This is a genomic window from Allopseudospirillum japonicum (assembly GCF_900108915.1).
In the GTDB taxonomy this organism is placed as follows: Bacteria; Pseudomonadota; Gammaproteobacteria; order Pseudomonadales; family Halomonadaceae; genus Pseudospirillum; species Pseudospirillum japonicum.
The window spans coordinates 323,932-338,074 of record NZ_FNYH01000001.1 but is presented as its reverse complement, the minus strand read 5'-3'; the positions used below and the strand labels follow the sequence as shown (position 1 = coordinate 338,074).

Below are 14,143 nucleotides of genomic sequence, written 5' to 3'. Positions count from 1 at the left end.
TCCTATGCAGCTAGATACCTAATTTATGTGGAAGGACGCTTATGACTTTAGCGACTCATTCTAAGAATTTGTGCACTCATCCTTCTCGGGCTCGATCGCATCAGCGTTACCCCAGTTTATACCAGACACTGGCGCAACAAGCACAGCAAGGGACAGCAGAATCTGGGCAAGATGCTGCTTTGAATCAAATGCTGGCACATGCCTATCGATTGCAGGAGATACAGAAGGTTCTACGAAAAATTTTGCCTGCCAACCTTAAGGACGTATGTCAAGTCGCCAATCTAGAAGATAATTGCCTGACTTTGTTCTTGAGTAAAGCCGCTGCTTTACCTTTACTAAGACGTTGTGCATTTAACGTGAGCGCCCAACTAGCACAAGCTGGCTTAATCCAAGCAACAGCACGTTTGCAATTTAAAATACGTCCTAGCATTAAGCCAACACAGGCTAAATTACCACCCCAGCCTAAAAACTTGTCAGTCTGTGCCCAAGCGAGTTTGCATCAGATGCATACGCAAGCGCAAGACCCCGTGTTGAAAGAGGCGCTTGCGCGTATTTTAGAGCGTGCTCAAGCAAGCAAGGGTGAACCAAAAGAAACTGGGGCATAGCGATCTTGACGCTCAAAGGTTTCGATTTCCCAAGCATCTGGTTGGGCAATGAGGGTACGCAAAAGTTGGTTATTTAAGCCATGTCCTGATTTAAAGCCTTCAAACTCACCAATCAGGCTATAACCTAGTAGGTACAAATCACCAATTGCATCAAGAATTTTGTGTTTTACAAACTCGTCTTCATAACGCAAGCCTTCTTCATTGAGGATGCGGTAATCGTCGACGACAATGGCATTGTCCATGCTGCCACCAAGTGCAAGATTATGTGCCCGCAAGTATTCAATATCACGCATGAATCCAAAAGTGCGAGCACGGCTGACTTCTTTTACAAAGGAAGTGCTAGAAAAATCTATACTGGCACTTTGCACTTGTTGGTTAAAAACGGGATGATCAAAATCTATACTAAAGTGAACGCGAAAGCCTTCGTAAGGACGAAATAACGCATACTTATCTTCATCTTGTATACGGATTTCCTTTTTGATTCGCAAAAAACGTTTAGGTGCATTTTGCTCCTCGATACCAGCAGATTGAATTAAAAATACAAAGGGGCCGGCGCTGCCGTCCATAATGGGTACTTCAGGTGCGCTAACTTCGACGTATAAATTATCAATGCCAAGACCAGCGAGTGCAGAAAGCAGGTGTTCCACCGTGCCTATGCGTACATTACCTTGGCTTAAGGTCGTCGACAAGGTAGTGCCTTGCACATTTTCAGCATGCGCACGTATATCAACATGGGGATCTAAATCAGTACGACGGAAGATAATGCCTGTATCTGTGGGCGCAGGACGCAAGGTAAGATAGACTTTTTCACCTGAATGTAAACCAACACCTGTTGCACGGATTGTATTTTTAAGCGTACGTTGCTTGATCATGAATAAAATCTTATGGATAAAGAGGTAAAAAGAACACCAGTGCAAGGTGTTGTGATCGTGACGCAACATAGCAGTCAACACCAGCAGTCCACGCCAAATATTTGAAGTGGCTCAATTACTGCTTAGGCACAACGACTGTGCCCGCATTTAGCAGCTTCCGAACATGCACTTCTGAAGTCACTAAACACGAACACAGCATATCGCACTAGCCCAAAATCTACGCCTAGTCTGCTTGGCGACGTAGAAAAGCAGGGATGTCAAGATAATCCATATCATCACGGCTGGAGGGCGAAATCTTAGTTTTGCCACGTTCAGGTGTATGATTTGGATGTTCATGACGCTGATGCGCTGGTGCCGCAGGGCGCGGTGGTGGCATGGGGCGTTCAGGACGGCCCATCGGTGCTTGCGGTGCTGTGTTGCTTTGCCCTGTTGAATGTGCCGGTGGTGGCATACGCCCTTTATCTGGTGCTGGATGCCCTTGACGTGCTGCAAGAGGAGGCGTTTGATGCGTTGCCTGCGCTTGTGTGCTCGCTTGTGCATTGGTTTGCTGAGCTTTAGGATCAGGTTTTTGACCAATATCCTGAGGTTCTAAACCTGTGGCTACGACAGTAACGCGCAGCTCGTCATCCATACTGTTATCAAGCGAAGTACCTATGATAATGGTCGCATTTTCTGATGCGAACTCTTGGATGGTATTACCTACCTCATAAAATTCACCAAGCGTCATATCATCGCCTGCGGTAATGTTCACCAAGATACCGCGTGCACCTCTAAGATCGACATCTTCCAGCAATGGGCTACGAATTGCTTGCTCTGCGGCCTCGCGTGCACGATGTTCACCACTGCCATGCCCTGACCCCATCATGGCTAAGCCCATCTCGGACATAACCGTCTTAACGTCGGCAAAGTCAACGTTAATCATACCAGGGTTAGTAATCAGCTCAGCAATGCCTTGTACTGCACCTAAGAGCACATCGTTTGCGGCGCCAAAAGCATCTAATAGGCGAAAGTTCTTACCTAAAACCGCTAGTAGCTTTTCGTTAGGAATCGTGATTAAAGAGTCTACATGCTGCGAGAGTTGGCGAATCCCCTCGTCAGCTAGTGTCATACGGCGACGGCCTTCGAAGCTAAAGGGCTTGGTGACAACAGCGACTGTCAAAATGCCCATTTCTTTAGCAACTTCAGCAACAACAGGGGCACCCCCCGTTCCTGTGCCTCCCCCCATACCCGCGGTGATAAACACCATGTCAGCACCCGAAAGTGCCTCAGCGATAAGCTCGCGGTCTTCAATAGCCGCTTGGCGGCCAATTTCTGGGTTGGCACCTGCACCTAACCCTTTGGTGATTTCACTACCTAGTTGTAGCACGCTTTTAGCCGCTACATTTTTTAGTGCCTGCGCATCAGTATTTGCGCAGATAAACTCAACACCCTCGATATGGTTGGCGACCATGTGGTTAACGGCGTTACCGCCACCACCACCGACACCAATCACCTTAATTACGGCTGGGGTGCTGGGTGCATTTTCAACCAGCTCAAACATATACCCATCTCCCAAAGTCAGTGTGCCATGATCACCAACTTTAATTATAGATTCCCCTGGAACCAGCGTTTAACTTTTATCCATGTGCCTGCGCTTTCGTGAGCTTCTTGGCGTCCCCCTTCTTTACCGGAAGCCGTGGTGCCCATACGAGAGACATCCTGTTCTTGCTGTTGTAACCCATAAAGCAACAAGCCAACACCTGTTGAATAAATCGGATTACTGACGACATCGCCTAACCCTGCGATATGTTGAGGATAGGCAAGACGTACTGGCATATGGAAAATTTCCTCGGCCAGCTCGATGACGCCTTCCATTTTAGCTGTGCCTCCGGTAAGGACGATGCCAGCTGCGACCAAATCCTCATAGCCACTATGACGTAATTCACTTTGAATCAAAGTAAATAATTCATCGTAACGAGGTTCTACCACTTCTGCCAAAGCTTGACGTGATAAATCCCGTGGAGGACGGTCACTAATGCTAGGTACTTTGATCATCTCATCAGCACCTGCAAGCTGTGTTAGTGCACAAGCGTATTTAACTTTGATTTCTTCTGCATGCTGTGTAGGTGTACGCAATGCCATTGCAATATCATTGGTGACTTGGTCACCTGCGATAGGGATCACTGCGGTATGCCGGATAGCACCTTCAGTGAAAACTGCAATATCTGTGGTACCGCCGCCAATATCGACTAAGCAAACACCCAGTTCTTTTTCGTCATCAGTGAGTACAGCATAACTTGAGGCTAACTGCTCTAAGATAATATCATCAACCTCTAACCCACAACGACGCACACATTTTTCGATATTTTGTACTGCATTGACCGCACAGCTCACTAGATGCACTTTGGCTTCTAGACGCACGCCAGACATACCCAAAGGTTCGCGAATACCTTCTTGATTATCAATAGCGTATTCTTGCGGCAGAATATGAATAATTTTTTGATCAGCAGGAATGGCTACGGCACGTGCTGCATCTATCACACGTTCTAAGTCAGGCTCAGCCACCTCACGATCTTTGATAGCAACAATACCATGTGAATTCATGCTGTTGACATGGCTGCCTGCAATACCAACATAAACCGAGTGAATCTTACAGCCTGCCATTAATTCTGCTTCATAAACGGCCCTTTGTATCGACTGTACTGTGGATTCAATATTAATCACGACGCCTTTTTTGAGGCCACGTGATGGGTGGCTACCTATCCCTACGATTTCAATAGCACCATCAGGGGTTCGCTGACCAACAATAGCGACGACTTTTGAGGTGCCTATATCCAGCCCGACAACTAGATTGTCGCGTGTCGAATGTGCTGTCATAAGTCGGGCGCTCTCCTCAATAATAAGCTTGATCCTAAATTAGGCCTTTACTTTGCCCTGTGAAGGTTTGTTCTTCATTAATTAATGGGCAAAATCGCAAACCAAACGGCAACAAAGTCTTTTCAGGTATTAAATAAAGCTTCTATATATAAAAAACCTATATATAACTAAGCCTTAGTTGGGCAGGTTAATGCTAAACCTTAGTCAAGGTCTAGAAGAACTCTGTTAAGACCCGTTACTTTGTGCGGATTTCCAAGCCACTGCAAATCCATTGGGATAACGTAAGTCTATGCGTGTTACCTCCTGCCAACGCTGAGCGAACATATGTTGCCAATAATATAGAAACCGCAACAAACGCGCATCAATTCTATCACGCCCAAGCAAAATACTCACAGAGTCATTCAAAACAAAGTGCCAAGCACCACGCTGACTCAGTTCTAAAGCAGAAACCTTAATGAGTTCAGCATGTGTTTGCTGTGCTAAAGCCTCACTTAAATTTTTGTAAAACGCAAACACTTCAGCATATTGATCTGGCGGGCCTGAAAGTTTGGGCAAATCAAGTTGTGGTAAAGGCTGTTGAGGATGAAAAAGTGCACCATTTTGATCCAAAAATCCTTCTTGATTCCAATAAGCAAAGGGTTGACGTTCTTCTAGCTCAACATAGAGTGTCGAAGGCCACTGGCGACGGATACGTACTTGAGCAATCCAAGGATCGGCAAGCAGGGCATCACGCAGGTGGTGCAAGTCAAGACTAATAAAGCCATTTGTAAACAAAGGTTGCATCCGTGCTTGCAGCACGGGCGTAGAGGCATAGGCAAGCTTGCCATGAATCTCCACACGGTTGACAGGCTGATTGAGTAATGCCTGCAACCACCAGCCGATGACTGCAAGCCAAAGACTACTTACAATCAAGGCAAGTAATGTGCGCCCGAACCATCCAAAGATCCACCTTTGTAACACGCTCATGCAGGTTCCACACCTAGGCTACGGCATTTAGCACTAGCTAAAATTTTGGTCACGAGTTGTTGAAAGCTCATCCCTGCGGCTGCAGCTGCTTGAGGGACTAGGCTGTGATCTGTCATCCCCGGGCTGGTGTTGATTTCAAGTAGCCAAAAATGCCCGTTGGCATCTTGCATAAAGTCAACACGGCCCCAGCCTTCACATCCAATCGCGTTAAAAGCTTGTAAAGCCAAGGCTTGAATCTCGCGCTCTTGTTGTGTATCCAGCCCACAGGGGAGAAGATATCTTGTATCTGTAGCGATATACTTGGCATCATAATCATAAAATTGATGTTGGGTTTCTAAACCAATCACAGGTAAAGCCTGATTGTCTAAAATGCCTACAGTAAATTCACGTCCACTGATCCAACGCTCTGCCATCACTTGGCGATCATGATGCGCTGCGATTTTGTAAGCTTCCAACAAAGCTGCGCGCGATTCTACCTTGGTAATGCCAATACTGGAACCCTCATGTACAGGTTTTACAATCAGGGGTAAGCCCAAAGTCTCAATCACTGTATCCCAGCAGGTGGCTTCGTCTAAGGTCAAATAATCTGGTGTTGGTAGATGGTTACCTTGCCAAATTTGCTTACATCTGAGCTTATCCATGCCTAAAGCAGAGGCTAACACACCGCTACCTGTATAAGGCAAGCCTAACCAATCGAGAACACCTTGGATGCAACCATCTTCACCACCGCGTCCATGTAGAGCAATAAAGACTTGTGATACTTGATGGTTTTTTGTAAGTTCAAGTAACTGCTGGATGGCATTGGTACCAATATCGACGCTAATGACTGGATGACCCGCCTGACGTAAACTCGTTGCAACGGCTTGACCACTACGCAAAGAGACACTGCGTTCGGCTGAGGTGCCTCCCATAAGCACGGCGATAGAGTCTAGAGCTTGTGTTGAAGTATGTGGCATAGAAGGTGTTTCCACTAACAAAGGCATCATAGAAGAGTTATAAATCGCTCGGTTGAATGCTGGCCCCAAAGGCACCTTCGGCAAGGCGTGTTGCTAAGCTGCCAATGTCACCTGCACCTTGTAGTAACAAAATATCACCATCTTGCAATAACTTGGGTAAAAGATGAAGCACGTCAGCGGTTTGTTCAATGAAGACAGGTTCAATTTCACCACGTTGCCGAATGGAACCACACAAGCTGCGACCATCTGCATTGGGAATAGGTGCTTCGCCTGCTGGGTAGACTTCAAGTAGTAACAGTAGATCAACCTGAGATAAAACTTTCACAAAGTCTTCATATAAATCCCGAGTACGCGAATATCTATGTGGTTGATAAACCATCACTAAGCGACGTTGTGGCCAACCGGCACGTACCGCATCAATCACAGCCTGCACTTCACGAGGATGATGTCCATAGTCATCAACTAAAGTCACTTGTATAGGGTTGTTGGTTGCACTGGATGTTAAGGTCAAATCACCATGCACTTGAAAGCGTCTACCGACACCAGCAAATTGAGCCAACCCTTGTATGATGGCTTCATCAGCAAGACCTTCGTCGGTTGCCAAGGCCACGGCAGCTAAAGCATTTAAAGCGTTATGACGCCCTGGGAAAGGAAGACGAAGCTGCAAATCCGGTAAATCGGGTCGCAATGCACGAAATTGAATATGGCGGCCTTGCTGCTGGAAATCCACAATACGAAAATCAGCTTCTGGATGAAAGCCATAGGTGAGAATAGGGCGATTAATTTTAGCGAGCAAAGCTTGAATCACAGGATCATCCAAGCAAACCACTGCCAGACCGTAAAAAGGTAAATTATGTAAAAAATCAATAAAAGTTTGCTGCAAACATTGGAAATCGCCGCCATAAGTTGACATATGATCAGCATCAATATTGGTAACGATGGCTACCATTGGCTGCAAATGCAAAAAAGAAGCATCACTTTCATCAGCTTCAGCAACGAGATAACGGCTGGCACCTAAAGCCGCATTGGTGCCTGCATGTGTGAGTTTGCCACCAATGACAAAAGTAGGGTCTTGACCGGCTTGTGCCAAAATAGAAGCAATTAAACTAGTGGTAGTGGTTTTACCATGTGTCCCCGCAACCGCAATTCCATGGCGAAAGCGCATTAACTCTGCCAGCATTTGCGCACGAGGCACCACGGGGATACGTGCTTTTAACGCAGTTTGTACTTCAGGATTTTCTTGATTGACTGCACTTGAAACGACCACAACATCAGCATGGGCACTTTGTGCTGCGGCATGCCCAATAAAAATCGTAGCGCCTTGTGCGCTTAAATGTGCTGTGGTACTGGAGGCTTTTAAATCTGAGCCTGAGATTTGATACCCTTGATTGAGCAAAACCTCAGCAATGCCACACATGCCAGCACCGCCTATTCCGACAAAGTGAATATTGCGAATCCGGCGCATTTCTGGAACCCCGCAAGCGGGTGTTGCTGGAATAGGATGAGCAGACAAGAGAGAATCTCCTTAAATCAGGCGGTGAGTCTTTAAATAAGTCAAAATTTGTTCTGTCGCTTGGGTTGGCATGGTTTGGTAAGCATCTTGTGCATAATTTTCCCCAAGAGGAAGATGCGCATCAAGCCAAGCAGCGATTTTCTCTGGAACTAACTCAGTTTGAGGCAGCAAATAAGCACCACCCGCTTCACTTAGTACACGCGCATTATGTGTTTGATGGTCATCAACGGCATAAGGGTAAGGGACTAGGATAGAAGCAACGCCTGCTGCAGAGAGCTCAGCAAGGGTTAAGGCACCTGCGCGACAAATCACCCAGTCTGCCCAAGCATAAGCAGCTGCCATATCTTCAATAAAATCACTCACCTGTAAGTCTTTTACTTGGGGCAGATCTTGTGCTTGATAAGCTGCGAGAACATTTTGACTCGCACCTTTGCCCGCTTGATGATAAAGATTAATCGGTGTTTTTAAGTGCGCTGCCATCAGCGGTATTTGTGTATTAAACACTTGGGCGCCTAAGCTGCCGCCAACGATTAACACATTGTAGGCGGTTTCCTGTGTACGTCTTTGTGCATACCTTTGTTTAGGTGGGGCTAGACGTGTAATCTCAAAACGCACAGGGTTGCCAACCACACTTTTATTCGACTGGTTGGGAAAGGCTTGATCAAAAGCGCACCAAAGATGCTGGGCAAAGGGAGCTAAGCAACGGTTGGTCAGACCAGCAAGTGCATTTTGCTCATGTAAACATAAGGGAATGCCTAAAGTGCGTGCGGCTAAGCCGCCAGGTCCGCTAGTGAAACCACCAAAACCCAAAACACAGGTTGGCCGGATTTTTTTCAACAAACGTCGTGCTTGCATCACGGCTTGGGTGAGTTTCCAAGGGGCTTTAATCAAGCGCAGTATGCCTGAGCCTCTTAACCCTTGAATATTTAATGTGTGTAGCTGAATTTGCGGATGCTGGGGTAAAATACGTGTTTCCATGCCTGTTTGACTGCCAAGCCAATGGACGTCTACCCCCTCAGCCTGTAAAGCCTGTGCTAAGGCTAATGCAGGAAAAATATGACCGCCAGTACCTCCAGCCATGATACATACCTTGGTCATTGACTTATATCCTCTCACAATGTTGGATCAGCTTAGGGCGAAGTGTGTTGGCGTGTTTCATGATCGACGCGTAATAAAAGAGCTAACATGACGCAACTCATGACTAAACTGCTTCCTCCATAACTCATCAAAGGAAGGGTTAACCCTTTAGTTGGCAACAAACCGGTATTGACACCAATATTAATAAATACTTGGATGGCAAAGATGAGAGAGATGCCATAGCTGGTGTAAGCGGCAAATAACAAGCCGGTCGCTTCTGCGCGTCTACCGATATTGAGTGCACGATAGACTAATAAAATAAATAGAGCCAAGGTAATGCAAGCGCCTAATAAGCCGAGTTCTTCTGCCAAAACAGCGAAAACAAAATCTGTGTGAGCTTCAGGCAGATAAAAGAGTTTTTGTACACTATTCCCTAAACCCAAGCCGTCCCAATGCCCACGTCCAAAAGCAATTAAAGCTTGAGTTAGTTGATAGCCGGTATCAAATTGATGTGCCCAAGGATCAATAAAGGAGGTTAAGCGTTGCATACGATAAGGAGCAACGATCACTAAAAGGACTGCCATGCCTGTTCCAGCAAGTACCACTAAAATCACATGGAACCAACGCATGCCTGCCATAAAAAGCATCCCTGCGGAAGTCCCTGCGATCACGACGGTTGCACCAAAATCAGGCTGTTCTAAGACTAAAACGCACAAGATACCGATGACTAATAAAGGTCGTAATAGTGCGTATTTGGCTTGATAGCGTACGGCTTGTAAATGGCGTACAAGGTAACCAGCAAAAAATACCACTACAAACACTTTGGCAATTTCTGTGGTTTGTACATTGATTGGCCCTAAGCTAATCCAACGCACACTACCGTTGACTTCACGTCCTATCCCAGGAATCAACACCAGAAGCAATAACACTAGGGCACTTAACAATAAGTAGAAGCTATTGGCCTGCCACCAACGTAACGGAATTAATAAAACGATTGCGGCAGCACTCAAGCCAATTAATAAGAAAATCAGGTGGCGCACAGAGAAAAAGAACAAGGAGCCATATCGACTGGTGGCAAGCTCACTAGAGGCTGAACTCACCATAATCCAGCCAAGAAACAGCAAAGCGAGACCGGCTATCACCAAACCATGATCAAAACCTCGGTCTAAAGTGATTTCGCGGTGGAGATAATGGGCGCAGCGATGTAACCAAGAAGGTGATGGCAACTCGTCTTCTTCCTGATCAAAATGTGCTTGCGAGCTTTCTGGCGACTGTGTAGCAGCGCGCTTAGATTGAATTTTATGTAATAGCCTGTTTACGAAGGGCATACCCAAGTCCTTACCGCTTCACTGAAAAGGCGCCCACGTTCACCAAAATGGGCAAACATATCTAAGCTAGCACAGGCAGGTGAGAGTAATACCCAGTCGTTTGGCTGAACTTTTGCCGCTAGATCCTGCACGATAGCATCTAAGTCTGTATAGCTTTGGTGGGTGACTTCAGCCGCTGTAAGTAAATCAGCGAACAAGGGGGCGTCTCTACCTAAAAGAGCACAAGCATGGACGTGCCGGCTAATACTTGCAATCAAGGGGGAAAAATCAGCTTGTTTGCCATCACCGCCTAAAATAAGCCATAAACGCCCCTTACATTCAGGTGCTATGCCTTCAATCGCTGCAAGTGTCGCACCTACATTGGTAGCTTTAGAGTCATTAATCCAACGTACCCCTTGATGCTCTGTGACAAGCTGACATCTGTGATCTAGGCCTTGAAAATGTGTGAGGACTTCCAAGCTAGTTGCTAAAGGCAAGGCGAGGGTTTCTGCCAGTGCTAAAGCGGCCAAAGCATTTAAAGCACCGTGCTGCCCCAATAGGGCGGGTGATAAATCTTGTGTGTGTATTAAAGCTTCACGACCACGCATTAGCCAGGTACCTGTCGCCTCGTGATGCAGGCCGTAGTTTTGTCCTTCAGGTAAATCTAAGCCAAAACTAATGTGTTGTGCACGGTGTGCGTGTAAAGGTGCGCTGTATTTATCACCACGGTTGATAATCGCTGTTTGGCAATGATGATAAATACGTTGTTTAGCAAACACATACTCAATAAGATCTGCGTACCTATCCATGTGATCTTCACTCACATTCAAGATGCTGGCAGCTCGTGCATGTAAGCTAAACGTGGTTTCTAATTGAAAGGAAGACAGCTCCAGAATATAAGCATCACGTGCTTCGTCTAATAGGCTTAATGCGGTGGGACCAAGGTTACCGCCAATCCCCACATTGAGTCCTGCCGCTTGCGCCATGGCACCGACCAAGCTGGTTACTGTACTTTTTGCATTCGAACCGGTAATTGCGATGATAGGCGCTTTCGCAGCACGACAAAAAATTTCGATATCCCCCAAGATCTCAACACCATGCGCGCTGGCATATTCAATGGCAGGATCTTGAATTGGGATGCCTGGGCTAACGATTAAACGTTCTGCACTTGCAAGCAAATCAGCATCCAAAGGACCTAACCAGCAAGGTGCTTCAGGGAAAGCTGCTTGAAACTCTTTAAGGTTATGTGGCTTCAAACGAGTATCTACTAGGCTAAAAGCTTCCCCTTGGGCACTTAAGTAGTCAGCCACTGAACGCCCACTTGCACCCATACCTAAAATCAGGGTTTTGTGTGGGTCCGAAGATGCATCCTTTGCATGTGACGGTTGAGAGTGCTCAATATCCATAGCGCTGCGCTCCTTGTGGTATTGCTGACAAAAAAGAGAGTTAGCGTAATTTAAGGGTGGCAAGTCCTAAAAGGACTAATACCACGGTCATAATCCAAAAACGGACAATGACGCGGGGTTCTGGCCATCCTTGTAACTCAAAGTGATGATGTAAAGGTGCCATACGAAAAATACGGCGCCCTGTGAGCTTAAAAGAAGCCACTTGTAAAATCACAGAAAGGGTTTCCATCACGAAAACACCGCCCATAATAAAAAGGACCAGTTCTTGGCGTACAATCACAGCGATAATACCCAAAGCAGCCCCTAAGGCTAAAGCACCTACATCACCCATAAATACTTGTGCAGGGTAAGTATTAAACCATAGAAACCCTAAACCTGCGCCTGCAAGCGTTGCACAAAAAACAACGAGTTCGCCTGCACCAGCGACATACGGAATATGGAGATAGGAAGCAAACTCACTATGTCCGCTTAAGTAAGCAAAAACACCCAAAGCGCTAGCAACGAGCACTGTGGGCATAATCGCAAGACCATCAAGACCATCGGTGAGATTGACTGCATTGCTTGAACCTACAATAACAAAGTAACTTAGTAGAATAAAAGCAGGACCTAAATTAAATACTAAATCCTTGAAAACAGGAAAAATTAATTGGGTCTCCGCACTAGAGTGCGCGGTCATATACAAAAAGCTGGCGGCGCCTATACCGACAACCGATTGCCAAAAATATTTCCAGCGGGCAGGTAAACCACGCGGATTTTTTTCGACCACCTTACGCCAATCATCAACCCAACCAATCGCACCAAATAATAAGGTGACCGCTAATACCACCCAAACGAAGCGATTGCTTAAATCTGCCCATAAGAGCGTACTGACTGCAATAGATATCAGCATTAATGCACCACCCATTGTGGGAGTGCCTGCCTTACTAAGATGTGATTGGGGCCCATCATCACGTACAGCTTGGCCAATTTGGCGTTCGCTGAGTTTATTGATCATGTAGGGTCCAAAAAACAATGCCAAACCCAGCGCAGTTAACACGCCGAAAATAGCACGTAAAGTCAAATAGTTAACAACATTAAATGTGCTACTGATGTCTGTTAAAAGCCCAGCTAACCATAAGAGCATACGTAGGTCTTCTTGTATCAAAAATTAATCTAGCGCCTCACTGGATGAAGGCCTGAACGAGTTTTTCCATTGCGGCACTACGGGCGCCTTTGACTAACACACGGACTTGCTGGGGGTGCGGGTGCTGTGCCAGAAAGTGTTGTAATGCGTTGAGGAGTTCCTCTTGTGTGTCGGCATGATAAGCACTTTGACGCTTGGGTGCGAGTTTCTGGCAAAAGTTTTCATGCGTATAGCGTGTATTTTGACCTAGGGTATATAAGTGGTGTACGCCAGCTTGCGCGGCATAGGCCCCCAACTCAGCATGTAATTGGGCACTATAATCCCCAAGTTCAGCAAGATCGCCCAGTACAAGCACACAGGTTTTATCGGCTTTTGCATCCTGTAAAATATCAATAGCCGCTTTAACAGCGCCAGGACTTGCATTATAAGTATCATCAATCAAATAAGCTCCTTGCTTGCTGGTGCAAGGATATAAACGCCCTTGGCTAGGTTGCACCTCTTGTAAACCGGCTTGAATTGCTGGAGCAGGTATACGCAATAAATAGGCCAAGCTGGCAGCAGCCAGTGCATTATCAACTTGATGACGCCCTAAGAGATTTAACTGGATGGGTAGACTTGGAGCATGTGGCAACTGCAACTGAAAGCGATAGCAAGCTTGTGGCCCTGCTTGAACTGAGGTGGCGTAAATATCTGCTGACATCTCTTGGGCAAAACTGATGCAAGTGACTCCATCAGGCACTTGAGTGCGCCAATAAGGATAAAAAGCATCCTGCATGTTAAGTACAGCGATGCCACCTTGAGGTAATGCACGAATCAACTCAGCCTTAGCCTCTGCAATCTGATCCAATGAGCCAAAACGCCCAATATGTGCCCCTGTTACATTCGTGATTAAGCCAATATTGGGTTGAGCAATCTGGCATAAATAACTGAGATCACCTGCTTGTGCGGCTCCCATTTCTAATAGGCAGGTATGGGTTTCTGGTTGTAAGCCGTCCAGTAAGGTGAGAGGTAAGCCAACTTCATTGTTAAAATTGCCTTGAGTAATGCAAGCAGGGTGCTGGGCTTGTTGGAGAATCGCTTGCATCAACTGACGCACCCCAGTTTTACCACTATTGCCCGTAATACCAATACAGGTTAGCTCAAGTTGTTGGCGCTGATATTGAGCAATTTGCGCAAGGGCGCTTAAAGCCTTGAGCACTGTGATTTGTGGTATCTCAATATGGGCCTGATATTTTTCCACTACTGCTAAACAGGCACCGGCTTGAGCTGCTTGGCCAAGGTAAGCGTGACTATCTAAGTGCTGGCCCTGATAAGCCACGAAAATATCGCCTGTACGCACTTGTCTTGAATCAAGACACCAGTCTGCTTGTATTAAGCTCTCTGGTGTTAGCGTACTAGAGCGAGGAAGATATAAACGTCCTTGTATTTGTTGGCACAGGACTTGTAAGGCAATAGGTAACAT

The 14,143-nt window shown here is 46.3% G+C and carries 12 protein-coding genes; 1 reads left to right on the top strand and 11 read right to left on the bottom strand.

The window, feature by feature from the left end:
* Nucleotides 1-41 precede the first annotated feature (41 nt).
* Complete coding sequence (locus BMX05_RS01520) at nt 42-605, top strand: DciA family protein (RefSeq protein WP_093308182.1); 564 nt, start codon at nt 42-44, stop codon at nt 603-605.
* On the opposite strand, the gene lpxC is transcribed toward BMX05_RS01520, so the two are convergent.
* From lpxC to BMX05_RS01465, 11 genes are all read right to left on the bottom strand, one after another.
* Nucleotides 566-1,477 (bottom strand): UDP-3-O-acyl-N-acetylglucosamine deacetylase, encoded by a 912-nt coding sequence (gene lpxC / locus BMX05_RS01515; RefSeq protein ID WP_093308181.1) that lies wholly within the window; start codon nt 1,475-1,477, stop codon nt 566-568. The genes BMX05_RS01520 and lpxC overlap by 40 nt on opposite strands.
* 223 nt (nt 1,478-1,700) lie before the next feature.
* Nucleotides 1,701-3,017: a cell division protein FtsZ gene (gene ftsZ, locus BMX05_RS01510; protein WP_093308180.1), complete on the bottom strand. Its 1,317-nt coding sequence runs from the start codon at nt 3,015-3,017 to the stop codon at nt 1,701-1,703.
* Nucleotides 3,018-3,061: 44 nt separating this feature from the next.
* Nucleotides 3,062-4,333 carry a cell division protein FtsA gene (ftsA, locus tag BMX05_RS01505; protein WP_093308179.1) on the bottom strand — a complete coding sequence of 424 codons (1,272 nt, stop codon included), beginning with the start codon at nt 4,331-4,333 and terminating at the stop codon, nt 3,062-3,064.
* Between the two features lie 225 nt (nt 4,334-4,558).
* Nucleotides 4,559-5,299, bottom strand: coding sequence for a cell division protein FtsQ/DivIB (locus BMX05_RS01500; protein WP_093308178.1), 741 nt, complete (start codon nt 5,297-5,299; stop codon nt 4,559-4,561).
* Nucleotides 5,296-6,255: a D-alanine--D-alanine ligase gene (locus BMX05_RS01495; RefSeq protein WP_177166739.1), complete on the bottom strand. Its 960-nt coding sequence runs from the start codon at nt 6,253-6,255 to the stop codon at nt 5,296-5,298. Before BMX05_RS01495 ends, BMX05_RS01500 begins: the two co-directional genes overlap by 4 nt.
* A 37-nt stretch (nt 6,256-6,292) precedes the next feature.
* Complete coding sequence (murC, locus tag BMX05_RS01490; RefSeq protein WP_093308353.1) at nt 6,293-7,720, bottom strand: UDP-N-acetylmuramate--L-alanine ligase; 1,428 nt, start codon at nt 7,718-7,720, stop codon at nt 6,293-6,295.
* A gap of 60 nt (nt 7,721-7,780) precedes the next feature.
* A complete protein-coding gene (murG, locus tag BMX05_RS01485; protein WP_093308177.1) occupies nt 7,781-8,866 on the bottom strand; it encodes an undecaprenyldiphospho-muramoylpentapeptide beta-N-acetylglucosaminyltransferase in 1,086 nt (361 codons plus the stop codon).
* Nucleotides 8,867-8,898: 32 nt separating this feature from the next.
* On the bottom strand, nt 8,899-10,173 hold the full coding sequence (gene ftsW, locus BMX05_RS01480) for a putative lipid II flippase FtsW (protein ID WP_093308176.1): 1,275 nt from the start codon (nt 10,171-10,173) through the stop codon (nt 8,899-8,901).
* Nucleotides 10,161-11,558: a UDP-N-acetylmuramoyl-L-alanine--D-glutamate ligase gene (murD, locus tag BMX05_RS01475; RefSeq protein WP_093308175.1), complete on the bottom strand. Its 1,398-nt coding sequence runs from the start codon at nt 11,556-11,558 to the stop codon at nt 10,161-10,163. Before murD ends, ftsW begins: the two co-directional genes overlap by 13 nt.
* 40 nt (nt 11,559-11,598) lie before the next feature.
* The gene (gene mraY / locus BMX05_RS01470; RefSeq protein WP_093308174.1) at nt 11,599-12,681 is read right to left on the bottom strand and encodes a phospho-N-acetylmuramoyl-pentapeptide-transferase; all 1,083 of its coding nucleotides are present in this window, start codon (nt 12,679-12,681) and stop codon (nt 11,599-11,601) included.
* A gap of 37 nt (nt 12,682-12,718) precedes the next feature.
* Nucleotides 12,719-14,143 carry a UDP-N-acetylmuramoyl-tripeptide--D-alanyl-D-alanine ligase gene (locus BMX05_RS01465; protein ID WP_093308173.1) on the bottom strand — a complete coding sequence of 475 codons (1,425 nt, stop codon included), beginning with the start codon at nt 14,141-14,143 and terminating at the stop codon, nt 12,719-12,721.

Bases quoted from the DNA above. Each gene is read 5' to 3' on its own strand.
- BMX05_RS01520 (WP_093308182.1), top strand. From the start codon at position 42: ATGACTTTAGCGACTCATTCTAAGAATTTGTGCACTCATCCTTCTCGG.
- lpxC (WP_093308181.1), bottom strand. From the start codon at position 1,477: ATGATCAAGCAACGTACGCTTAAAAATACAATCCGTGCAACAGGTGTT.
- ftsZ (WP_093308180.1), bottom strand. From the start codon at position 3,017: ATGTTTGAGCTGGTTGAAAATGCACCCAGCACCCCAGCCGTAATTAAG.
- ftsA (WP_093308179.1), bottom strand. From the start codon at position 4,333: ATGACAGCACATTCGACACGCGACAATCTAGTTGTCGGGCTGGATATA.
- BMX05_RS01500 (WP_093308178.1), bottom strand. From the start codon at position 5,299: ATGAGCGTGTTACAAAGGTGGATCTTTGGATGGTTCGGGCGCACATTA.
- BMX05_RS01495 (WP_177166739.1), bottom strand. From the start codon at position 6,255: ATGCCACATACTTCAACACAAGCTCTAGACTCTATCGCCGTGCTTATG.
- murC (WP_093308353.1), bottom strand. From the start codon at position 7,720: ATGCGCCGGATTCGCAATATTCACTTTGTCGGAATAGGCGGTGCTGGC.
- murG (WP_093308177.1), bottom strand. From the start codon at position 8,866: ATGACCAAGGTATGTATCATGGCTGGAGGTACTGGCGGTCATATTTTT.
- ftsW (WP_093308176.1), bottom strand. From the start codon at position 10,173: ATGCCCTTCGTAAACAGGCTATTACATAAAATTCAATCTAAGCGCGCT.
- murD (WP_093308175.1), bottom strand. From the start codon at position 11,558: ATGGATATTGAGCACTCTCAACCGTCACATGCAAAGGATGCATCTTCG.
- mraY (WP_093308174.1), bottom strand. From the start codon at position 12,681: ATGCTCTTATGGTTAGCTGGGCTTTTAACAGACATCAGTAGCACATTT.
- BMX05_RS01465 (WP_093308173.1), bottom strand. From the start codon at position 14,143: ATGTTACCTATTGCCTTACAAGTCCTGTGCCAACAAATACAAGGACGT.